This is a genomic window from Cohnella sp., from assembly GCF_041640265.1.
Taxonomy (GTDB): Bacteria; Bacillota; Bacilli; order Paenibacillales; family Paenibacillaceae; genus Cohnella.
In genome coordinates, this window is the sequence record NZ_JBEQAP010000002.1 from 164,568 (window position 1) to 188,335 (window position 23,768).

16 protein-coding genes and 2 pseudogenes are annotated in these 23,768 nt (G+C 50.8%); 15 read left to right on the plus strand and 3 right to left on the minus strand.

Annotated elements, in window-relative coordinates:
• Window positions 1-2 precede the first annotated feature (2 nt).
• The 3 genes and pseudogenes from dgoD to ACESLK_RS02640 all read left to right on the plus strand — a co-directional run bounded on the left by dgoD (window position 3) and on the right by ACESLK_RS02640 (window position 3,223).
• A complete protein-coding gene (gene dgoD, locus ACESLK_RS02630) occupies window positions 3-1,151 on the plus strand; it encodes a galactonate dehydratase (RefSeq protein ID WP_372661791.1) in 1,149 nt (382 codons plus the stop codon).
• 494 nt (window positions 1,152-1,645) lie between these two features.
• Window positions 1,646-2,041: pseudogene (locus ACESLK_RS02635) on the plus strand (CHRD domain-containing protein); the annotation flags it as partial.
• A gap of 267 nt (window positions 2,042-2,308) precedes the next feature.
• Window positions 2,309-3,223, plus strand: coding sequence for a spermine/spermidine synthase domain-containing protein (locus ACESLK_RS02640; RefSeq protein ID WP_372661794.1), 915 nt, complete (start codon window positions 2,309-2,311; stop codon window positions 3,221-3,223).
• Between the two features lie 24 nt (window positions 3,224-3,247).
• Here ACESLK_RS02640 and ACESLK_RS02645 read toward each other — a convergent pair whose 3' ends face one another.
• Window positions 3,248-4,441 carry an aminotransferase class I/II-fold pyridoxal phosphate-dependent enzyme gene (locus ACESLK_RS02645; protein WP_372661797.1) on the minus strand — a complete coding sequence of 398 codons (1,194 nt, stop codon included), beginning with the start codon at window positions 4,439-4,441 and terminating at the stop codon, window positions 3,248-3,250.
• Window positions 4,442-4,519: 78 nt separating this feature from the next.
• Between ACESLK_RS02645 and ACESLK_RS02650 the strand changes: the two genes are divergently transcribed.
• Window positions 4,520-5,431 (plus strand): spermine/spermidine synthase domain-containing protein, encoded by a 912-nt coding sequence (locus ACESLK_RS02650; RefSeq protein WP_372661800.1) that lies wholly within the window; start codon window positions 4,520-4,522, stop codon window positions 5,429-5,431.
• A 45-nt stretch (window positions 5,432-5,476) separates the two neighbouring features.
• On the opposite strand, the gene speD is transcribed toward ACESLK_RS02650, so the two are convergent.
• Window positions 5,477-5,848 (minus strand): adenosylmethionine decarboxylase, encoded by a 372-nt coding sequence (gene speD, locus ACESLK_RS02655; protein ID WP_372661803.1) that lies wholly within the window; start codon window positions 5,846-5,848, stop codon window positions 5,477-5,479.
• 209 nt (window positions 5,849-6,057) lie between these two features.
• Here speD and rocF point away from each other — a divergent pair, with 209 nt between their 5' ends.
• The 3 genes from rocF (at window position 6,058) to ACESLK_RS02670 (ending at window position 9,379) form a co-directional block, all read left to right on the plus strand.
• Window positions 6,058-6,972: an arginase gene (gene rocF / locus ACESLK_RS02660; protein ID WP_372661806.1), complete on the plus strand. Its 915-nt coding sequence runs from the start codon at window positions 6,058-6,060 to the stop codon at window positions 6,970-6,972.
• A gap of 233 nt (window positions 6,973-7,205) precedes the next feature.
• A complete protein-coding gene (locus ACESLK_RS02665) occupies window positions 7,206-8,399 on the plus strand; it encodes a glycine C-acetyltransferase (protein WP_372661809.1) in 1,194 nt (397 codons plus the stop codon).
• Between the two features lie 11 nt (window positions 8,400-8,410).
• Window positions 8,411-9,379 carry an NAD-dependent epimerase/dehydratase family protein gene (locus ACESLK_RS02670; RefSeq protein WP_372661812.1) on the plus strand — a complete coding sequence of 323 codons (969 nt, stop codon included), beginning with the start codon at window positions 8,411-8,413 and terminating at the stop codon, window positions 9,377-9,379.
• Between the two features lie 85 nt (window positions 9,380-9,464).
• Here the strand turns inward: ACESLK_RS02670 and ACESLK_RS02675 are convergent.
• A pseudogene (locus tag ACESLK_RS02675) lies at window positions 9,465-9,701 on the minus strand (DUF444 family protein); the annotation flags it as partial.
• 522 nt (window positions 9,702-10,223) lie between these two features.
• Here ACESLK_RS02675 and ACESLK_RS02680 point away from each other — a divergent pair.
• The 8 genes from ACESLK_RS02680 to ACESLK_RS02715 all read left to right on the plus strand — a co-directional run bounded on the left by ACESLK_RS02680 (window position 10,224) and on the right by ACESLK_RS02715 (window position 23,758).
• Complete coding sequence (locus ACESLK_RS02680) at window positions 10,224-12,032, plus strand: sensor histidine kinase (protein ID WP_372661815.1); 1,809 nt, start codon at window positions 10,224-10,226, stop codon at window positions 12,030-12,032.
• The gene (locus tag ACESLK_RS02685; protein ID WP_372661818.1) at window positions 12,025-13,602 is read left to right on the plus strand and encodes a response regulator transcription factor; all 1,578 of its coding nucleotides are present in this window, start codon (window positions 12,025-12,027) and stop codon (window positions 13,600-13,602) included. The genes ACESLK_RS02680 and ACESLK_RS02685 overlap by 8 nt, the downstream gene beginning before the upstream one ends.
• A 53-nt stretch (window positions 13,603-13,655) precedes the next feature.
• Window positions 13,656-15,374: an ABC transporter substrate-binding protein gene (locus ACESLK_RS02690; RefSeq protein WP_372661821.1), complete on the plus strand. Its 1,719-nt coding sequence runs from the start codon at window positions 13,656-13,658 to the stop codon at window positions 15,372-15,374.
• 379 nt (window positions 15,375-15,753) lie between these two features.
• On the plus strand, window positions 15,754-17,286 hold the full coding sequence (locus ACESLK_RS02695) for a glycoside hydrolase family 43 protein (protein ID WP_372661824.1): 1,533 nt from the start codon (window positions 15,754-15,756) through the stop codon (window positions 17,284-17,286).
• Complete coding sequence (locus tag ACESLK_RS02700; protein ID WP_372661828.1) at window positions 17,283-19,271, plus strand: beta-galactosidase; 1,989 nt, start codon at window positions 17,283-17,285, stop codon at window positions 19,269-19,271. The genes ACESLK_RS02695 and ACESLK_RS02700 overlap by 4 nt, the downstream gene beginning before the upstream one ends.
• An 81-nt stretch (window positions 19,272-19,352) precedes the next feature.
• A complete protein-coding gene (locus ACESLK_RS02705) occupies window positions 19,353-21,650 on the plus strand; it encodes a glycoside hydrolase family 95 protein (protein ID WP_372662144.1) in 2,298 nt (765 codons plus the stop codon).
• 267 nt (window positions 21,651-21,917) lie between these two features.
• On the plus strand, window positions 21,918-22,841 hold the full coding sequence (locus ACESLK_RS02710) for an ABC transporter permease (protein ID WP_372661831.1): 924 nt from the start codon (window positions 21,918-21,920) through the stop codon (window positions 22,839-22,841).
• A gap of 11 nt (window positions 22,842-22,852) precedes the next feature.
• Entirely contained in the window at window positions 22,853-23,758 is a 906-nt protein-coding gene (locus ACESLK_RS02715) for a carbohydrate ABC transporter permease (RefSeq protein ID WP_372661834.1), read from the plus strand.
• Window positions 23,759-23,768: the final 10 nt, after the last annotated feature.

Sequence of the window (23,768 nt, forward strand, 5' to 3'; positions counted from 1 at the left end):
TATTGAAAATCACGAAGTTGGAGCTATTTAAGGTGCCGCCCCGCTGGTTGTTTCTTAAAGTGGAAACGGATGAAGGGATAACCGGGTGGGGAGAGCCGGTAGTCGAAGGAAAAGCGGATACGGTTCATGCCGCCGTCATGGAGATGAGCGATTATATCATCGGTCAGGATCCTATGCGTATCGAGGATCTGTTTCAGGTGCTGTACCGAGGAGGATTCTACCGGGGGGGACCGATTTTATCAAGTGCTATCTCCGGCATCGAGCAGGCGTTATGGGATATTAAAGGCAAGTTCTATAACGCGCCGATCTATGATTTGTTGGGCGGCGCTTGCAGGGACAAGACGCGAGTGTATTCGTGGATCGGGGGAGATCGTCCGAGCGATGTCGGTTTGGCAGCCCGGCAGCAGGTCGAGGCGGGATTTACCGCTGTAAAAATGAATGCCACGGAAGAGCTTCATTATATCGACTCGTTTAGCAAAGTAGATGCCGCCATCTCCCGTATTGCGGCAGTGCGCGAAGCCGTAGGCAAAGACGTCGGAATCGGCATCGACTTTCATGGCCGGGTGCACAAGTCGATGGCCAAGATTATAGTGAAGGAACTGGAGCAATATCGCCCAATGTTCATTGAAGAGCCCGTTCTTCCCGAGAACAATGAAGCGTTGAAGGAGATTGCCCGGTATACCTCATGTCCGATTGCTACCGGCGAGAGGATGTACACCCGTTGGGGATTTAAGGAGCTGCTTGCGCAGGGGATCGTAGATATCATACAACCGGATCTTTCCCATGCGGGAGGTATACTGGAAACCCGCAAAATAGCGGCGATGGCCGAAGCTTATGATGTGGCCGTCGCCCCGCATTGCCCGCTTGGACCTATTGCGCTGGCCGCATGCCTGCAGATGGATACGTGCACGCCGAATGCCTTTATTCAGGAGCAGAGCTTGGGTATTCATTATAATCAAGGCAGCGATCTGCTCGATTATTTGAAGAACCCGCACGTTTTTGATTATAAGGATGGGTTTGTGAACAACTTAACAGGTTCTGGACTCGGAATTAAGATCGATGAGGAAAAAGTGCGCCAAATGGCTGCGATCGGTCATCGATGGAGAAACCCGGTGTGGCGCCAAGAGGACGGAACAGTAGCCGAGTGGTGATGGGCGCCAACTGGCTCTTCGAAGCCTGGTCGGCGAACTGCATAAGCACCATTGAACGCTGACGAAACGAGAAGCGACCCACCATTGTCGCAAAATGCAACAATGAGAGCGGCTAAACCGAGAAGCGCCCACCAATGTCGCAAAATGCAACAATGAGAGCGGCTAAACCGAGAACGTTCCACTATTGTCGCATTATGCGGTTGTCGATTAATTGTGGACAGTTTTAACGTGTACGAACACATGCAGAGAATGTATATGATTTTTCGGATACATTTATAGAATCCGGGCTCAAATCGTGTTTTGTGTATGAAATATCGCATAGAATCGACTGATTCGATGAGTGTGCTGCTCATTTTGTATGATTTTTCGCATACATTCTGTGGTCTCCCGCAGATTTCCGAAGTTATGAACTAATGAAAGTGAAGAAGTGTACAAGCCATTCCCTGATTCTCTGAGTACTTTATAGTAATTGATTCAGAGAGGAGGAATACGGAGTGGCTGATTTTATTGCGATATTGCGAGGACGATTTGAAGTGCCGCCGGTTAATACGAATGCGACTGGCGTAGCGTTATTTCAATTAAGCGAGGACAGCAGGAGATTACACTTTATTCTGAAAGCAAATAATATCCGAAACGTAACCGAAGCCCATATTCACTTGGGTTTCCCCGGTCAGAACGGACCGATAGTTGCGTTCCTGTTCGTTGCGAAGAAATCCGGCAGTACGTGCCGATCAGAAATATTTGTGGAAGGCGTGTTGACCCGCGAGGATTTGATCGGACCCCTTCAGGGGTGTTCAATCGCCGACCTCGTGCGTGAGATCCAACGAGGCAACACCTATGTCAACGTTCATACGGTGCAGAATCCGAATGGCGAAATCCGCGGACAAATCGTACCGATACTAGAGACGATGTCGACCCGGAAGGGCAAAGCTGTGAAGAAGGCTCCGGTGAACGGAAAACGCAGAACCGGCCTAAGACCCCGTTAAATAGACAAGTTGTTAATTCAAAGGTCAGTTGCGATAGCCGCAACTGACCTTTTGTACGATTGGCAGCGTATCGATTAAAGACAGCGAGAATGTAATATTGTGCCCACGCATGCCCGGAAATCATGGCATAACTTGATTGAAATGAATGTAAGAGGTGAGGAGGTGAATTTATTGCCGCAAAAGAGAACGATTCAAAGAACAAGTAAAATAAGAGGTGATATCTGGGATTTAAAAACCCTAAAACACCTATTGAAAGAAAAACCAAAAATCATATATCAAGGTAAAAGCCGGTATCAAAAAATTATCCTTCTAGAGGCGAAAGATGTACGGTTATATCTTGACAAGCAATTGCAATTTAGTTCATTAGATGAACGGATCTATCACGAGGCGCTTGTACATCCGGCCATGATCATGACCACAAATCGCCGTAATGTTTTAATATTAGGAGGGGGTGATGGATTCGCAGTCCGGGAAGTACTTAAATATCACGATGTCAAATCGGTAGATCTTGTGGAACTGGATCCCAAAATCGTTCAAATAGCCAAAAGAAAGCCAATATCTACCCTGAATAATCGTTCATTATTTGATAAGCGGGTGAAGATTCATGAAAAGGATGCAAGAACATTCTTTCCTTTAACCTCAAAACCAGGCTCTAAATCCTACAACGTTATCATTCTCGATTTTCCCGATCCGTCAGATAAAGGTTTAAGCAAGCTGTATTCAAAGGAATTTTTCCGACGCATAGTAAAAACTCTTGCTCCAAGCGGCATGATCGTCATTCAATCCAATTCGACAGAAGATAAGCCAAGTGTGTATTGGAGTATATATCATACTCTGAAAAGCATAGGAATGTTTACCAAGAGCTATGCCGTTTATGTCCCGTCATTTGGAGATTGGGGATTCCAAATCGCTTCATTCAGAAAATTCCTACCAGGTAAATACAAAGATGTCGTTCCCAACAAAACGCTGCCCAAAAACCTTTCGTCATTGTTCAGATTGCCGAGGGAGGTTCTTCTAGAAAAAAATAATGTTAAACCCAACAGTTTAAAAAATCTGAGGTTATTCAAATATTTTCATCGTGATTAGTAAGTCAACGTAAAGAACTTCAGGTTAGAAGAGGGATAGTTTTTGGATTCTTCTCATGGCTTCCCGCAACCGTTCTTCACTCGTCAGAAGTCCCACCCGAACATATCCCTCTCCGAATTGACCGAATTCGATGCCTGGAGCCACGAACACCTGAGCCTTGTCTAGAAGCAAGTCTGCGAACCGAATGGAGGAATATCGAGTCGGAACCTTAAGCCATTCGAAGAACGTACCTTCAGAGAGCGTGGCATTCCATCCAATCTTACACATATCACGGAACAAGGAGTTCCTCCTTGATTCGTAAATGTCAACAAGATCCCGCACGCAATCCTGAGAGGACGTCAAAGCCGTTACCGCCGCAGCTTGAACCGCTCCAAATGGGCTGGAATAGAAATGATCCTGAAGCAAATTCATCAAGCGAATAACTTTTTTATTTCCTAGCGCGAATCCGATTCCCCAACCGGCCATATTATAGGTTTTTGAGAATGAATATAACTCGATTCCTACCTCTTTCGCACCAGGACGGGATAAGAAGCTTATCGGTTTTTTTTCGTCGAATCCGATTGCTCCGTATGCAAAATCGTTTGCAACCACTATTTGGTTCTTCTCGGCAAACCGGATCGCATCATCAAAGAAGGAGGCAGGAGCACAGGCACCAGTAGGATTTGATGGATAATTTAGTAACATTATTTTTGCTCTTTCGCATTGATTCTGAGTTATCTTTCCTAAATCCGGTAAATATAAGTTTTCTCTTAACAATGGGATCGGTGTCATCGTTGCTCCAGCCAGTGCAATACCCGTCCCATAATCCGGGTACCCGGGGTCAGGAACAAGGGCGATATCCCCCGGGTTTAATAATGTCGTCGAAAGTTGTACCAGAGCTGTTTGCGTTCCGGAAAGAATGGCTACTTCATGGTCGGGATCCAGATCAACCCCCTGTTCACGTTTATACCAATGACATATCGCTTCTTTTAGTTTCCTGCTTTCGGATAATGGAGGATAACTGTGATTCAGTGTGTTTTCTGCCACGTCCTGCAAGGAACGAACAATGTGCAAGGGTGTGGGCAGATCGGGAGTTTCTTGTGCGAGATTTATCACATCGTATCCTTGTTCGATAAACTGATTCGCCTTCGACATCAATGCTGAGTAAAATGGAGCGGGAAGACGTTTCATGCGTTTAGAAGCCTTCACTTCTAATCTAACGATTGCTTGTCCATCCATTTCATTCCCCCCTTTACTATAAAAAATATATGATAAATGAAGTAGATTTGCTTGTATATTTGTCATAGGAGGATGTTCATGAATTATAAAAAGGCGCGACTGATGTCCCTGCGGGATTATATATCTAAGGAAGATGAGCCAGATGGGAAGTACCGAATTTTGCGCCGTATGAAGACGCCCTTTCAGCGAATCGCGGTGGTCAAGCAAAAAAATGGAAAAGTATTGGTCTATGGCGATGGTTACGTGATGTTTGGCACGACAGATGATGACAACATGTGGGCGGAAGCGTTGGTCCATGCAGCAATGGGTGTTGTCAAAAAGCAGCGGCGTATACTGATGATTGGCGGTGGTGGAGGAATTACCACGCGAGAAGCTCTCCGGTATGATGAGGTAAAAGAAATCACGGTCGTTGACATAGATTCCAAAATGTTGGATATAGGTAAGAAATTGAAGCCGTTGGTTAAGTTTAATAAAGGGTCTTTGAACAATCCTAAGGTGCAAACAATAGTTCAGGACGGAAGGTCATTCGCGGAGAAGAACCAGAAGAAGTGGGACGTCATCGTTATCGATGTTCCAGAACCCAGCTATAATTCTCCCGGGCTCAGCCGTCTCTACAGCCGAGAGTTTTACACACTTCTGAAAAAACGGCTGACACCAGGGGGAGTCATTGTCATTGCTTGCTCCGTGATTTCAGAGATGCCTGAATTTTGCTGGAGTGTAATAGCAACGCTCAAGGCAGCGGGTTTATATGTGTTGCCCTATCATTTTGATGTCATGAAGAAATATGGGGAGGATTGGTGTTTCTGTATAGCTTCAACCAAACAGATTTCGCCAGGAGACATGAACATTTCGATACGAACCCGCTATCTGACTTCAGCAAGATTGAAGAGTATGTTCAAATTTTCCAGCAAGTATCGGCGAAAATGTATTCGGAGAAAAATCCAGACAGATCGTAACAGAGCTCTGGCTGACATCCATGAACGATACTGATTGAGGAGAATACTCAGCCCCCGCTGTTACAGCGGGGAGTATATATTAATTAACGACAGCTATTTCCTTTATTCCACGAATCAAAGTTTTCGTATAAATCTGCTTTGGTTTTAATAGATTTATTAAATAATTAATTGCTAATTCGGGGTCTTTATCATTTCCGCATGTATAGCAATCTATTGCGGCAAACTCTTTTTCCGGATAGGTGTGAATGGATAGATGACTTTCGGATAGTAGGACAAGAATTGTACAGCCGTATGGATCAAATTCTTTATAATCTACTGATAAAACTGTTGCAAGGCTTTTTTCGGCTGCATCGATCATTATTTGTTTTAAAAAATCAACGTTATTTAAAATGGTGAAATCCACACCCCAAAAATCAACGATAATATGCCTTCCATATGTCGAGTACTCCATATTACCTGATCACCATCTTTCTCAAGTGTTATTATTTATTTATTAATTTATGTATTGTTGCGATTAGAGCTTGGACGATTGGATACCGAAAAACCCGATTGTCCTGCTCAACCATATATTTCCGCGCAAAAGTATTAATCATTTGAGTGAAATAGCTGTGATAAGATGGTTATGTTACCTGCAAATACTGTCAGCTTAGGAGAATATATATGACTATATCGCTAAGAAATCAAAACATTTCTATTATAGGCGTCCCAATCAACCATGGGGCGGATAGTAGCGGAGTTGAATTGGGTCCTAATGCACTAAGAAGTGCGAATATTCTTACTAAACTGGAATCACTAGGATATCACGTTAATGATTTAGGAGATTTGTATGTTAATCGTTTGTTAGAAGCATCCTTGCCAGGAGAGAAATTAAAATTCATAAAGGAAATTATGAGAGTTAATTCTGAGTTATGTAATCTTGTGGCAGATGAAATAAGCAAAGGGCAATTCCCTTTGGTTATTGGCGGAGATCATAGTATTGCGATCGGTACGATTAAAGGAGTCTTACAGAAAGTTAAAAAACTTGGAGTCATATGGTTTGATGCTCATGCGGATGCGAATACAGAGGTTACCACTTTTTCCGGAAATATTCATGGTATGTCATTGGCGGTAGCATTAGGCTACGGTCATCCTGATTTAGTCTCGATCGGGGGAGAGGAAGCGAAGATCAACCCTGAGAATGTAGTTATTATTGGTGCCAGATCTATTGATTCAGGTGAAAGGATATTTTTGAAAGAAAAGGGTATCCGTGTATTCACCATGCACGATATCGATCGATTTGGAATGAATGATGTGATGGAGAAAGCCATTAAAATAGTGACGAATAATACGGATGGTGTTCATCTAAGCTTGGATCTGGATGGCATGGATCCTAGCGAGGCTCCTGGCGTAGGAACCCCTGTGTCCGGAGGGTTGTCTTACCGCGAAAGCCATCTAGCTATGGAAATGCTTCATGAAAGTAATGCTCTGGTATCTGCAGAAATCGTGGAGGTTAACCCAGTGTTAGACATTAATAACAAAACAGCTAGAATAGCCGTTGAATTAATCGGTTCAGTGTTTGGCGAATGTATTCTGTAGCGTGCCCATCCTGAATTGCGTGGCGCTTGAGAACGACCAGATTATGATGTTTAGAATGGTAAAAAGGGGAAAATGGTGTATAATGTCGCCTGCGAGAATAAGTACCCTAACACCTTCATTTCCTCTCATCTGCTGGAAAGCAGAGGTTTTCCCGGCCGGCGATCGGGATAAGCTGAGAGATCATGGCTGAAATGACTCTATAACCATGTTCTCGGCGAAAAGGAGGAATCGGAATGGTTAGCAAAACACTGTCTGCTTTTCTTCAAACGCATCTAACCGAACTGAAAGACCGGGGGCTGTACAATACGATCGACCCGCTGGAGAGTTCGAATGGTCCTGTCATCCGCATGAAAGGCCGGGAGTTCGTGAACCTGTCCTCCAATAATTATTTAGGATTGGCGACGGACAGAAGGCTGGTGGACGCTGCGGTTCAGGCAACGATTCGGTTCGGGGTCGGAAGTGGATCCGTACGGACGATTAATGGGACGCTCGCCCTTCATGTCGAGTTGGAGGAAAAACTGGCTGCTTTCAAAGGGACCGAAGCCGCAGTATCCTTTCAATCGGGCTTCAACTGCAACATGGCGGCGATCTCCGCTGTTATGGATGCGGGGGATGCCATTCTTTCGGATGAGTTGAATCACGCTTCTATTATTGACGGTTGCCGGTTAACAAAAGCCAAGGTGATTCGATATAGCCATTCCGACATGGACGACTTGCGAGCGAAGGCCAAAGAAGCAAGGGAGTCCGGCACCTTCGAGAAGATCATGGTGATCACGGACGGCGTGTTCTCGATGGATGGAGACATGGCGAAGCTTCCTGAAATCGTGGATATTTCGGAGGCATATGATCTGATCACCTATGTAGATGATGCGCACGGCACAGGAGTGCTCGGCGGCGGGGCAGGTACCGTCAAGCATTTCGGGCTTTCCGACCGTATCATCTTTCAAATCGGCACGTTGTCGAAGGCGGTCGGTGCGGCGGGGGGGTACGTGGCGGGAACGCAGCAAGTGATCGATTGGCTCAAGGCGCGCAGCCGCCCTTTCCTCTTTTCGACTGCGGTGCCTCCGGGGACGGTTGCTGCTTGTATAACGGCGATCGATATTTTGCAAGGCAGTAAGGAACTGCAGGACCGGCTCTGGGAGAACACTGCATACTTGCAGAAAGGACTTAAGGCGCTCGGCTTCTCCATCGGCCGGACGGCAACGCCGATAACCCCTTGTATCATTGGCGATGAGGAAAAAACCCAGCGCTTCAGCTCAAGGTTGTACGAGGAAGGCGTATATGCGAAAGCCATCGTCTTCCCGACCGTGCCGAAGGGTACAGGCAGAGTTCGAAACATGCCTACAGCCGAGCATTCCACGGAGATGTTGGACCATGCGCTCACTGCCTATGAGAAGGTGGGCCGGGAGCTCGGCTTGATCCGATAGGGGGAATGAACTTGAGGCGGATTATCGTTACCGGCGCACTCGGCCAAATTGGGCGCGATTTGGCGGCACGGCTGCGCCAGCTATACGGCTGCGATGCGGTTCTGACTACCGACATTCGGAACGATCAAAACGAAACGGCGTTGTCCGGACCGTTCCGGCTTGTTGACGTTACCGATGGAACTGCTCTCTATGAAGCGGCCAAAGATCATCAAGCCGATACGATTATCCATCTTGCGGCCCTATTGTCCGCAGCGGCGGAAACAAAGCCAATGCTCGCATGGCAGTTGAACATGGGGGGACTGTTAAACGCCTTGGAAGCGGCAAGAACGCTGGGTTGCAAGCTCTTCACTCCGAGCTCGATTGCCGCTTTCGGATCGGGCGCGCCCAAAATCGGTACGCCGCAAGATACGATGCAACGCCCTGCAACCATGTACGGCATTAACAAAGTGTCCGGGGAACTGCTTTGCGATTACTATTTTAACAAATATGGAATAGACACAAGAGGACTTCGCTTTCCCGGGTTGATCTCGTATACCACTCCTCCGGGAGGCGGGACTACCGATTATGCCGTCGACATGTACGTAAGCGCCGTCAAGACCGGCAAATTTACATCGTATATCGGCAAAGGGACCTTTCTTGACATGATGTATATGCCGGATGCGGTTGAGTCGGTGATCAAGCTCATTGAAGCGGATGCATCCCGGCTTAAGCATCGAAACGCATTTAACGTGTCGGCCATGAGTGTCGATCCGGAAGCGATCGCCTCCAGCATTCGCAGACGTCTGCCGAAATTCAAGCTTGATTACAGAATCGACCCCATTCGTCAGGCCATTGCGGATGGGTGGCCGGACGCGATTGACGCGTCGGCGGCGCGCGAAGAGTGGGATTTTTGCGTGAAATACGATTTGGACAAGATGACCGACGATATGCTGTCAAGTCTTTCCGGCATGCCGTTATACGGCGAGAAGACAGTTAACTGAGTATAAACTTTAAAAGATTAAGGCGTAGTTCCTCAAGTGTGAGGAGACTGCGCCTTTTTTTTCTGCCTATGGAATACTGCTTGAATCACGAGTAAACTTCACCCTTAATCACATAATACAGAAACTGCTGATGCTCCAGATACTTGAAGGCTGACATCAATGTGCTGCTCCGATTATACTGGTTCACTTCCCCGTAACCGAAAATGTTCGAGTGCTCTAACAACTCTTTAATCAGTCGCACACACCGTTCATTGTCGCTCGTCAGGTTGTCGCCGTCGGAGAAGTGAAACGGATAGATGTTGTACATGGCAGGTGAGTACCTAGGCTTTCTGAATGGGCAATCGCTGCGAACTGACGCCGGTGTATTCCGACGGTTAAGGCAATCCTATAGTTAATTTCTACATGAAAACAAGATCAATTTTAGGGGTATGTATACGCTCTATTGTTTCTTATTATTAACATGACGGCGTCATAGCCGGCGTTCCGCCCCTCGATAATTAACCGATTTTCATACAAGAATTTGCAATGCCGCGATTATATTGGTTCACTTCGCCGGTTTAGTTAAATGTTAAGTAATAATATATGAATATAATATTTTTAAGGTATAATTTTAACAGGGACAATAATTTTGTTTCATAGGTTTATAGATGGATTTCACCTTCGACCTCTCCCGAATAGAAATTCCTGGCTGGCTATAAGCTTCATGGTGTAAGCGCTGCCACGAACATGACGTATTTCATAGACGCTGCATCAAAGTCGTGATCGGAACTCCAACCAACACACCGTCGAATTCGCTTGTGAAGCGGTATCTCGATTTGCTCATGCATCCAAAAGGAGACCTAGAATGAGAAGCAAGATCCTCGCCGCGGTTAGGAAGACGAACAATATCCGGTTAAAGAACAAGCTGATCATTTCCATCGTGGTAGTGGTGTTCATCCCGGTTCTTCTCGTGGGCATTATCTTGACGGCTTCCTACCGCCAGAACGTCCTTGACCAGACTACCCAGCAAACCATGAACAACGTGGATAAAATCAAGAAGCACGTAACGGACATTCTTCGGATGCCGATTGAAATATCGAACAAATTGCAGGTGGATGACAGGTTATCCAATTTGGTCAATTCCCGCTATGAGACTAACTTCGACCTGGTTACAGCGTTTTGGGATTTTCGCTATTTCCGGGACTACGTGCAGCTATACAAGGAAATTCATAACGTCCGCTTCTATACGGCCCATTCGATGCGGATCAGTAACTGGGATTTTCTAAGTGCGGATGAGTCTGTCAAGAACTCGGACTGGTACCAGGAGGCGTTGGACAAATCCAGCTCGTCTATCAGTTGGCATTATATCCCAGACGAGACGAAGGAAAACCGACCTTATCTCAGCCTCGTTCGCAAGATTGATTTTCCGCTGTACCGTTCCTACGGAGTGCTGGTCATCGATTTGGATCAAGATGAACTGGGCGGGATTCTGAGCCAGGAACCGTTCGATACGATGATTTTCGATGCGAAGGGCTTTATTGTCGCTGCCAAAAACCCGCAGTGGGTCGGCCGGAATATCGACAGCATGGATTTCGCCAAGGATCTGAGCGATAAACCGGCGGGCACCTACGAATTTAATTTTGAGGGAATGCCCTCGAAGATTGTAGTGGAGGAAGTGGTTCCGCCATTTAGCCAGAACGGGCTCAAAATCGTATCGGTCTTTACGATCGACAGCATCGTGAGCGGCGCAAATCGAGTCAGCAGGCTTGGGTTCACCATCATTGCGGCCAGTTTGTCCATCGCAATCGTTCTGATCTTCTTCACCTCCTCCTTTTTGTCCCACAGACTGCTTCAGCTTAATCGGGTGTTGAACAAAGTCTCCATGGGCAATCTGAACGTGACGTCGGATGTGGATGGAAACGATGAAATCGGCGTGTTATCCAAACAGTTCAACCATATGCTGGCCAACATCCGGAGCCTAATGGTTGAAGTGAGCGAGTCCCAAATGCAGAAAAACTTGCTGGAGCTGCGGCAGCGCGACATCAAGCTGAAGATGATGGCGAGCCAAATCAACCCGCACTTTCTGTTCAATGCGCTGGAGTCCATCCGAATGAAGGCATATGTGAAGGGAGAGACGGAGATTTCCAATGTTGTGCATCTCTTGGGGAAGCTGATGCGGCGCAGCATCGAAATCGGAGCCCGCAAGATCACGCTCAAGGAAGAGCTTGAGATTGTGCGCTGTTATTTGGAAATTCAGAAGTTCCGATTCGAAGACGAACGTTTGACTTACAAGCTCCATCTGGATGATGCGGCAGAGAGGGTGGAGATTCCTCCGCTCATCGTTCAGCCTTTGGTAGAGAATGCGGTGGTGCACGGGCTGGAGGAGGTTGAAGAGGGAGGACTCGTAATCATCGATGCGCGTGTGGAGTCGGACCGGGTAGTGATTATGGTGGAGGATAACGGGTGCGGCATATCGGAAGACAAAATGCGGGCAATCGAGTATTCCTTTCAGGATTTGGAAGATGCCGAGGAGCATCGGATAGGACTCCGCAATGTGCATCAGCGCCTTATTCTGACTTACGGCGAAGGATACGGGCTGAAGCTGGAATGCCCGCCGGGATCCGGTACGCGCGTAACATTTGCCATACCGCTGGGAGGAAATTTGAATGTATAAAGTACTGGTGGTCGACGACGAACCGGCAATCCGGCAGGGGCTCTTGAAAATTGTCGATTGGGATGCTCTTGGCTTCCGTGTGGCGGGAGACGTCTCAAACGGAAGAAAAGCGGTTGCCTTCCATAAGGAGCATTCTCCTGATCTGATCGTCATCGATATCCGGATGCCGGTCATGGATGGTCTTCAAGCGATCCGCGAAATTCGCAGGACGGATGGGGATTGCCAATTTCTCATTCTAAGCGGATACTCCGATTTTGCCTATGCCAAGCAAGCCATCGAGATGAATGTGAGCGGCTATGTGCTCAAACCGATCGATGCAGAGGAACTGAAGGAGGAATTGCTGCGCATCAGATCTAATCTGGACCGGCTATCGGATCGCGACAAATTGTCCGGACTTCATGCCGACGCGCTGCGGGAGGAGCTTATCCTCAAGCTGATAACAGCTGATCCGGCGGACGTTCCGGAACTGGAAAGCGCGCTGAAGCCCTTAACCAGCTTTGCAGGGAAATGCAAGCAGATTCTGTTGGCAGAGGCGGAGGACACCTCTCTTGCAGGATTTGGGCATCTGGAGTCGGTCAAGACGAGATGGCTGGAAGCCGCGAAGACGGAGGGACTCGGGTACGGGTTTCAGATCGGTCCGTACGTCGGATTCCTATTGAAGGAAGATCTGAGTCGGCCTGCCGTCAAAAGCGAATGGACCCGGTTTCTGCAAGACGTCTGCGGGACAAAGCTCGGCTTCACTGCCGCCGCAGGAAGGATTGTCTATGAATTGGCGGATATCCGTCAATCGTACGAGGGTGCTTTGGGAGTAGTGAAAAACCGCTTTCTGCTTGCCGGAGGGCGAATCCACATGGAGACGGAAGCTGACTTGAGCCATTCTGCGGCGGCGCCGAACGGGGATGCTCCTCCGGATCTGGAGGCGCTGGCCCTCAAGCTGTTCTATATGCTGGATCTTGGCAGGCGCGAGGGGGTAGCGGAAGCGCTTGAGGATACGGGAAGGGCACTTGCGGCCTTCGATTCTTCCGAAACCGCGATCAAGTCGGGCCTGGCCCAAGTGTTGTCCGTTGCGCTGAACAAGCTGGCGGTTCTCCATCAAAGCGTTAACATCCAGGACTATGCGCCTCTGCTTGCCGAGCTTTATCTGCACACCCATTACGATGGGGTGATGAGCGCCGCTCATTCTCAGCTCACCGAACTGGCGGGAAGGCTGGGGGCGGACGGCAGCCTGCCTGTGGTCAAGCAAGTGATGGATTTTATTCAGCGGCATTACCAGGAAAATCTGAAGCTCGAAACTCTGGCGGAGATGTTCAATTACCACAGGGGGTATTTTGGCAGAATGTTCAAGCAGCATACGGGCGACTCGTTCCATACTTTCCTGGATAAGGTCCGTATTCAGCAATCGATCCGGCTCCTCGGGGAAGGTCACAAGGTCTACCAGGTCTCGGAGATCGTAGGATACCCCAATGCGGATTATTTCTGCAGCAAATTTAAGAAATATGTGGGAGTTTATCCTTCTTCGTTCAAAGGGGCTCCCCCCAAGGCCAAGACAATTTCACTGGAAATAACATAGATTTTTTTGAGAGGGGGATCAACGTAACTACAATAGAAGGGAGGCAGCATTTCATGAAAGTCAACAAAACAAAAGTAGCAAGCGTTCTAATGATCAGCACGCTTCTTGTAGCCGTAGGCTGCAGCAGCAAATCAGAATCTGCCAACCCCAGCAGTTCTGCCGCAACACCTACGTCAAGTGCGGTGGGAGCCGCATCACCTAAGGAATATCTTACCCCCATAACGATTAGTTGGGCTGCGGGCGACAACAATCCGCTCTGGGACGACATGCAGAGCGAAGTCGGCAAACTCATTACGGAAAAAACCGGCATCTCGATTAAAGCGCAATTCCCGGTGGGCGGAGTTGACGTAGATATTTTCGCCCTTATGGTGGCAAGCAACGAATATCCGGACATGGTTTCGGCCAAGGGCAGCGTTGGCAAGCTGAAGGACGCCGGCGCGTTGATCGATTTGGCGCCGCTCATTGAAGAGCATGCGCCGAACATCAAGAAGGTATATAGCGAATACATGAAGCGTTTGCGCTGGAGCAATGACGACCATGGCATTTACGTTCTGCCATCAGCTGGGGTAAACAACAAGTACTTCGAGGCAAATTCCGGATTCGTGCTGCAGCATGCCGTGCTGAAGGAGCTTGGCTATCCGCAGATCAAGACGGTGAAAGATTACGAGAACGCTCTCAAAGCTTATTATGACAAGCACAAGACCACGGCCGACGGTCAACCGATCATCCCCTTGTCCCTGAATGCAGGCGAATGGCAGATTTTAATTACCACCACCAACCCGGCCGTCGCTACGACAGGTGCGCCGGATGAAGGCGAATTTTATATCGATCCGCAAACCTATGAGGCGAAGTTCCATTACCTGCGTCCGGAGGAGAAGGAATACTTCAGATGGCTGAACCATATGCACGATATCGGCTTGCTGGACCCGGAGAGCTTCGTGCAGAAGTATGATCAGTATAGGGCGAAAGTCGCCAGCGGCCGCGTTCTGGGACTCATCGATGCGGATTGGGACTACGCTAATGAAGAAGCCGTGCTGAAGAAAGAAGGCAAGTTCGATCAAACGTACGCCCATTTCCCGGTTACCTTGAATGAAACCTACAAGAGACTTGACTTCCAAGATTTCGGATACTTGGCGGGTACCGGCATCTCGATCACGAAGAGCGCCAAAGACCCGATTCGCGTCATCAAGTTCCTGGATTTTCTGGCGTCCGATGAAGGGCAAGTGCTGGTCAACTGGGGGATCGAAGGCAAGCATTACAAGGTGGAGAACGGTAAACGCGTCATCCCCGACGACATTCTGACTATGAAGATCAATGACAACCAGAACTTTAAGAAAACGACTGGCGTTGATATGTACCGATTCGGCCCGAGCTACGGTGACGGAGTGAAGGATCCAACGGGTAACTACTACACCACTGTCTTCCCGGAACAAATCGAGAAGGAATACACCCAAGCGGATAGAGAGACGTTGGCAGCTTACAATATCAAGAACTTCAAGGATCTTTACCCGTCCGAGCAAGAATTCCCGGTTAGACCGTGGGGCGCGGCATGGAACATGAACTTCGAGACCGGCTCTGAAGCCAACGTCCTCTTCCAGAAGTGCGAAGACATCATGAAGAAGCGCATTCCGGAAGCGATTATGGTGAATCCGGACCAATTCGACGCCGTTTGGGACAAATTCATGAAGGATCTGGATAAAGCAGGCGTCAACAAGCTGAACGAAGAATTTACGAAGATGGTGAAAGACCGCGTGAAACTTTGGAATCAATGACTCCCGCTTAACTATCGTTTGAAGCGGGAGCTTGCGACTCCCTAATCGTTCGAACGTCTTTCGACTCCGATCTTTTGCGGAAGCGGGAGTATCCTGTGCGAGTTTTTGATAGATAAGTTTCAGGCTAAAGCGGTCGGACGGGGATTTCCTTGCCCGGCGGTTTCCTATTCAAGTTCTTCCGAATTCAGCAATTTCCGTTAGTCTGTAAGCGCTTATATCTAATTATAGTATGAAAACACGATCAAAAAGAGCGGTGTTAAACCTCGTGAAATAGTCCTATGCTCATGATGGGTGCCTTTATGCCATAGTCGATATTACAAGATTTGTATACGTAAATATGAGGACAAGCGCCAACAGAAAAAGGAGAGAATCGATCAGAATGAATACCTACCGCAATCCCGTTATTCCCGGCTTACATCCCGATCCCAGCGTGTGCAGAGCCGGCGAAGACTATTATCTCGTTACCAGCTCCTTCGAGTATTTTCCGGGCGTTCCGCTCTTCCATAGCAAGGATCTTGTAAACTGGCGGCAGATCGGCCATTGCCTGTCCCGACCTGGACAATTGGATCTTGGCGAGGTTCCCAGCTCTTGCGGGATTTACGCACCGACGATCCGCTTTCACAACGGCACGTTCTACATGGCGACCACGAACGTGACGAAAGGCGGCAATTTCATCGTACATACGGACGATCCGCTCGGAGAATGGTCCGACCCGATTTGGGTGGATCACCCGGGGATCGATCCCGATTTGTTCTTCGATGAAGATGGAACGGTTTATTTCACGTCTTCCTCGAACAATGGCACCGCCCAGAGCCGGATCGACTTGAAGACGGGGAAAAGACTTTCGGAACTCACGTTTCTCTGGAACGGGACCGGCGGTCAGTACCCGGAGGCTCCGCATCTCTATCGGATCGGGGAGTGGTACTATCTCCTGATCGCCGAAGGCGGTACCGAGTACGGTCATATGGCGACAATCGCCAGGAGCAAGAGGCCTGACGGTCCGTTCGAGAGCTGTCCGCATAATCCGATCTTGACCCATCGGAGCCGGCACAATTCCATCCAGTCGACGGGTCACGCGGACTTCGTACAGGCTCCGGACGGCAGTTGGTGGACCGTGTTCCTCGGTGTTCGGCCGGCCAGCTATCCGAATAAACATCACCTCGGGAGAGAGACGTTCCTGGCGCCCGTCACATGGACGGAAGACGGCTGGCCGGTTGTGGGCGAGAACGGCACCGTCTCTGAGACGATGCCGGCCGGCAGCCTTGCGCTGCAGCCTGTTGCCACGCCTCCGGTAAGAGACAGCTTCGACGGTCCCGCGCTCGCGCCGCAGTGGAATTTCCTGCGTTCGCCGGATCCGGACAACTGGTCGCTCGCGGAGCGGGCGAGCTGTCTGACGCTGCACGGCTCCCCGGAGACCTTGAACGACGCCGGTTCCCCCGCTTTCGTCGGCAGAAGGCAGCAGCACTTCGATTGCCGCGCGTCCGCGTTTTTGACGTTCGCGCCGCAGCGGGACGGGGAAGAAGCGGGCATTACCGTATTCATGAACCAAAAGTTCCATTACGAGATCGCGGTGACTCGAATCGCAGGCGAGCGCAAGATCATTTGCCGCAGAAGGATCGGCAGTATGTGGAAGGTGGAGAACGAGGCGCCTTGGTCGGCGGATTCGGTCGTGCTGACCGTCAAGGCGGACAAGGAACAGTACGCCTTCGGGTTCTCGGGAGGCGATGGCGACGGGGAGCCGTTCTGGTTCGGACGCGGGGAATGCTCGCAGCTGTCCACGGAAGTCGCCGGCGGGTTCACGGGCGTATTCATCGCCATGTACGCGACCGGCAACGGCATCCGGTCCGCGTCGCCGGCGCATTTCGATTGGTTTGAGTACGAAGGAGCGGATAAGGAGCACACTCAAGCATGATTAGAATCGGCGTTGATTATTATCCGGAGCATTGGGACCGGGGATTGTGGGAACAAGATGCGAGGCTCATGCGGGAATCCGGCGTGAACGTCGTCCGGATGGCCGAATTCGCCTGGTGCCGCATGGAGCCCGAAGAAGGCCGGTTCGACTTCGCTTGGCTGGACGATGCCATCGATCTGTTCCAGCAGAGCGGCATCTCGGTCGTTCTCGGCGTTCCGACGATGACGCCCCCGACATGGCTTACGCAGCGTTATCCCGATGTGTTGCCGGATTTGCCCGGCCAGTCCTTGTCGCGTCCGGGCGTTCGCGGGCACAGATGCTATAACAGCCCTTCGATGCGAAGATTCACTCGGATCATTACAGAACGAATGGCTGCGAGGTACGGCATACATCCTGCTGTCATCGGCTGGCAGACGGACAACGAGTTCATGCTTCACATGTGCCGTTGTCACTATTGCAAGAATGGATTCATTGAATGGCTCCGAAGCAAATACGGGACCCTCGAGCGCCTCAACCGGGAGTGGGGGACTGTCGTATGGAGCGGAGAATTTAGCGACTGGGAACAGATCGGGCTGCACGAAACGTCCGAGAGATATATGAATCCGTCCTTGCTGCTCGACTATCGCCGTTTCCAGAGCGAATCCGTCGTACTCTTCCAGCGTGTTCAGGTGGAAGAGATTCGCAAGCACAGCGAGGCCCAATGGATTACGCACAACACTTGGACGGCCCCGATGCCTCTTGATCTGGCGGCCTTGTATGAGGAACTGGATTTCGCGTCCATCGATTACTATCCGGCCTCCAGTCCAGACAAAGCGGCCAGCAACCCCTATAGCGGTGCATTATTGCTCGATCTGATCAGGGGAATCAAGGGGAAGAACTTCTGGGTGATGGAGCAGTACGGCGGTCCTCCCGGAAGCTGGATGCCGATGTGGCCGAGCCCGTATCCCGGGTTTATTCGCGCGTTCGCTTGGCAGAGCATCTCCCGGGGGGCCGATGGCGTTGTATTCTTCCGTTGGCGGAGCGGTGTTGCCGGCGCCGAGCAGTTCTGGCACGGGTTGATCGATCATGGCAACGTGCCCGGAAGGCGGCTCGCCGAATTCCGGCGCTTCGCGGAGGAGGCGGGCGCGTTGTCCGACCGTCTGTCCGGTTCACGCGTGGTGAACGAAGCGGCCGTCCTGTACGATTTCGACAGCCATTCCGCTCTGCAGCTGCAGCCCCAAGTCGAGGGGTTCGATTACTACGAGCACATGAAAGTCGTACATCGCTCACTCCAGAAACTGGGGATTGGAGCTGATATCCTTCATACCCCGGATCAAATCGATTCCCGGTACAAGCTCCTCGTCATTCCGTCTTTGTTCGTGATCGGCGAGGAAGCTGCCGCCAAGATCCGAGACTTCGTCAAGCAAGGCGGCACGGTGGTCGCTACGCCAAGAACGGGCGTCAAGCGGACGAACAACCAGTGCCATATGATGCAGCTTCCAGGCCCTCTTGCCGACTTATTCGGCGTTCGAGTCGCAGAATACGATCCAGTAGGACCGATTATGCATGCGATCCGGGATGAGAGCGGCAACCGCTTTGCCTGCGATTTATGGAACGACTTGCTGGAGACGGCAAGCGCCGAGCCGATCGCCTGGCACGCCGAATCCTTCTATAAAGGCACGCCGGCGGTGACGAGGAATCGGTTGGGCAGCGGACAAGCCTATTACGTCGGAACGTTCCCTGAGGAGGCTTACCTGCGGACGCTGTTCGGGAAAGTCGCCGGGGAAATCGGCCTCGAAGCATGGACAGACTTGCCGGAAGGGGTGCACCTGTCCCGGAGAAAGCGCGGTACGGAGACGTTCGTCTTCGTTCTCAATCTGAGCCGGGAAGCGAACGAGATCCGGCTGAAGCGGCCGATGATGAGTCTGCTGACCGGAACGATCGCCGCGGTAAACCTAGAACTGGAGCCCTACGGGGTGGAGGTCCTGCATTTCGAATCATTATAGAAGTTGGCCTGCAAACAAACTAGGGTTGATGTTTTGCGGGTTTTCCCATGGAGTGAGAGGACAAGAGAAGGGACGTTGGGTATGAATTCGATGAGCTTGTGGTACCGAAAGCCTGCATCCGAATGGAATGAGGCGCTTCCGATCGGCAACGGGCGTCTTGGCGGGATGGTGTTCGGCGATACCGACCGCGAACGGGTGCAGTTGAACGAAGACTCAGTCTGGTACGGCGGGCCGATGGACCGGAACAACCCGGATGCGCTTACCTGCCTCACGGACATACGCCGCTTGATTGCGGAAGGCAGACTGAGCGAAGCGGAGAAGCTGGCCGCCGAGGCCATGTCCGGCACGCCGCTGCAAATGCGCCATTACACGACCCTAGGTGAGCTGTATTTGCAATTCGGCCACCGGGAGGTTAAGGATTACCGGCGTTCACTTGATTTGGAGCGGGGCGTCGTGTCTGTTACATACGAGGCTGAGGGCATACGCTATCGGCGGGAATACTTCGCCAGTTATCCCGACGGGGTATTGGCAGTCCGCGTGGAAGCGGACCGGCCTGGCACGGTTTCGTTCTCGGCCCAACTTTCCAGAGTTCACAATTATTATGTGGATCAGGTGTCGTCCGTTAACGGGAATGCAGTCTTCATGACGGGTTCATGCGGCGGCCGCGGCGGCTCAGACTTTGCAGCCGTTCTCGCCGCTTTCCCCGAGGGGGGAACGGTTCGCACGATCGGCGAATATTTACATGTCGAGCAAGCGGACAGCGTGACGCTGCTGCTGGCCGCTGCCACGACGTTCCGCGAGGCGGAGCCGTACCTAGCATGCATGGATGCGCTTAAGGCGGCATCCGGGAAGCCGTATGCCAAGCTGCTTCAGACACACGTGGACGATCATGCCGCTTTGTTCCGGCGGGTAGAGCTGCGGCTCGGCGGAGCGGCGGAGAGCGAATCGTCCGGGCTTGCAACCGACGAGCGGCTGCAGCGGATTCGGGAGGGCGCGGAGGACCATGAGCTGGCGGCTCTATACTTCCAGTACGGTCGCTATCTGTTGATGGCGAGCAGCCGCCCCGGCTCCTTGCCCGCCAATCTGCAAGGCATCTGGAACGAGCATACGATACCGCCGTGGGGCGGCAAGTACACGATCAACATTAACGCCCAGATGAACTATTGGCCGGCGGAGACGTGCAACTTGTCCGAATGCCACGAGCCGTTGTTCGATCTGATCGAACGGATGAGGCCGAACGGCCGCCGGACGGCCAAGGTGATGTATGGCTGCGGAGGGTTCGTCGCTCACCACAACACCGACATTTGGGGAGATACCGCGCCGCAGGATCTATGGATGCCGGCTACGCATTGGCCGATGGGAGCGGCGTGGCTTTGCCTGCATCTTTGGGAGCATTACGCATTCGGTGGAGATCGGAACCATTTGTCCGGCGCCTACGAGGCGATCAAAGAATCCGTCGAATTTTTCCTGGAATATTTGATTGAAAATCCGGATGGGATGCTCGTCACGAGCCCGTCCGTTTCTCCGGAGAATACGTATCTGCTGCCGAACGGCGAATCCGGAACGCTATGCGCCGGCCCGTCGATGGACAGCCAAATTCTCTGCGCGTTGTTCCAAGCTTGCATCGAAGCGAGCGAGCTGCTGGGCCGTGACGAGGATTTCCGTGGAAGAGTGAAGGAGACGCTGCGGCGTATTCCGCAACCGGCCATCGGCAAACACGGGCAGATTCAGGAATGGGCCGTCGATTATGACGAAGCGGAGCCGGGGCATCGGCATATTTCCCACCTGTTCGCTCTTCATCCCGGCAGCCAAATTACGACGCGCCGCACACCAGAATGGGCGCGTGCGGCCAGAGTGACACTCGAACGCAGGCTGGCGCACGGCGGGGGGCATACCGGCTGGAGCCGGGCTTGGATCATCAATATGTGGGCGCGGCTGGAAGACGGCGAGGCCGCTTATGCCAACTTCCTTGAATTGCTTCGGCATTCTACGCTGTCCAATCTGTTCGATAACCATCCGCCGTTCCAGATCGACGGGAATTTCGGCGGAACGGCAGGCATTGCGGAGATGCTGCTGCACAGTCATGCCGGCGAACTGCATCTGTTGCCTGCACTGCCTGGAGCGTGGGCGGACGGCTCGGTCCGCGGCCTAAAGGGCAGAGGCGGTTATACCGTGGATTTGCGTTGGGCAGACGGGAAGCTGCAGGAAGCAGCGCTCGTGACCAGCCTTGGCGGCACTTGCAGGCTCCGCGTTCCGCATGCGGCGAAGCTTTCCATATATGAACAGGAGGGTACTCCTGTTGAGGCAGTTATGGTCGGCGACGGCTGCACGGAATTCATCGCGAAGAAGGATGTTCGGTATACGATTACCGCAGTATAAATTTTGAGTTAAAAGTGAAATCGGCCGGTCAGGGATAAGTCCCTTGACCGACCGATTTTTTTAACGTTCCATCACAAATATCATAGACAAATAGTTTACTTTTCAGATGATTTTTAGATTACTTTGGGGTGTATGATCAGAAGCTATCGCACACTTATAATACATATGTCACCGCTTTCATCAATCGTTCAATGAAGAGGCGCAGAGACAACAGCTAGAGAAAATCGGGGGAGTGATTCGGAATTGTCCGAGATATCGGTGCGACATATGAACTCATCGAAGAAGAAAAGCTTTTGGAGAATTACGCTTCGCCAGAAGTATCTCTATTTGATGTCGATTCCATTTGTCATTTGGGTTTTCGTATTCAGCTATTTGCCGATTTGGGGATGGACGATGGCTTTTCAGAAGTTCCGGCCGGGTCGTTCCTTTTTGGAGCAGAAGTGGGTAGGCTTTGAGCATTTCCGCATGTTGTTTCAGGACGCGCAGTTCTTCAATGCGCTCAAGAATACGCTGGCCATGAGCTTTATGGGACTGGTGGCGGGATTCACGATTCCGATCCTGTTTGCCGTCTTGCTGAATGAAGTGCGAACCTCCTTCACTAAACGGTTTGTGCAAACGGTTTCGTATTTGCCTCACTTTGTTTCCTGGGTCATCGTGGCAGGGATAGTCACGAAATTTCTGGCGCTGGATGGCGCGGTCAATCAACTTCTGGTTCAATTGCATATTTTGGACGAGCCAATTCAGTTTATGGCGAAGGAAAATCTGTTCTGGTATGTCGTTACCAGTGCGGATGTCTGGAAAGAAACCGGCTGGAACGCGATCATTTTTTTGGCCGCGATTTCGGGCATCAGCGCCGAATTGTACGAAGCGGCCCGAGTGGATGGCGCCAGTCGAATTCGGCAAATCTGGCACATTACGCTGCCTGGGATTCGTACGACCTTCATTCTGCTCTTGATCATGGCGATCGGACACTTGCTCAGTATTGGCTTCGAGAAACAATTTCTCCTTGGGAACCATCTGGTTAAGGAAAAATCCGAGGTGCTCGATCTGTACGCCTTGAATTACGGGATCGGCATGGGGCGGTACTCCTTCGGCACGGCGATTAATGTGTTCAACTCTATTATTAGTTTAATTCTGCTCTTTGTGGCGAATGGCATTTTCAAGAAAATGACTAAAGAAAGCGTTATGTAAGGGGAGACCGAATGAATAAACCAATCAGGATGAGACGGGATGTATCGGATGTTTTGCTGGATGTCTTTATCTATACGTTTCTGTTTGCGGTGACAGTCGGCACGCTGTATCCGTTCCTGAACGTATTGGCCATTTCTTTTAACGAATCGGTGGATACGGTGAGGGGCGGCATCACGATCTTTCCCCGCAGCTTGACACTAGAGAATTACAGGCTGATCTTTTCTTACCCCGGGCTCTTGACAGGCTTGAAAATCTCCATCTTGCGAACTGTGATCGGGACTGCTCTGGGGGTGGGGAGCGCAGCGATGCTGGCCTATGTGCTCAGTCGGGTGGATTTCCAGGCGCGCAGATTCCTCTCGACCTATCTGGCTCTGACGATGTACGTATCAGGAGGAATGATTCCGGTCTATATCTTGTTCAGGGATCTTAATCTGCTAGGGACGTTCGAGGTGTATGTCCTTCCGGGTCTGGTCAGCGCATTCAACGTGTTCATCGTCCGTTCTTTCATCGACGGACTTCCATTTGAAATGCAGGAGTCGGCCATGATTGACGGTGCCAGCGACTTCAGGATATTCTGGCGAATCATTCTTCCGCTCCTGAAGCCGTCGCTTGCGACAATTGCTCTGTTCCTCGCAGTAGGTCAATGGAATTCTTGGTTCGATACCTACCTGTATAACGGCTCGGAGCCAAGTCTGACGACGCTGCAGTTCGAGCTGATGAAGGTGTTGCAGACGACGCAGCCAGGAGGAGGCACCAATCCGAACGACAGAAACGTCACTGAACAGTTGCTCAGAGTTTCGCCGGAATCGGTCAAAATGGCCATTACGGTCGTCGTAACGATGCCAATATTGGTTGTATACCCATTCCTGCAAAGATATTTCGTCAAAGGAATGACGCTCGGCGCCGTGAAGAGCTAAGCAAGACGCA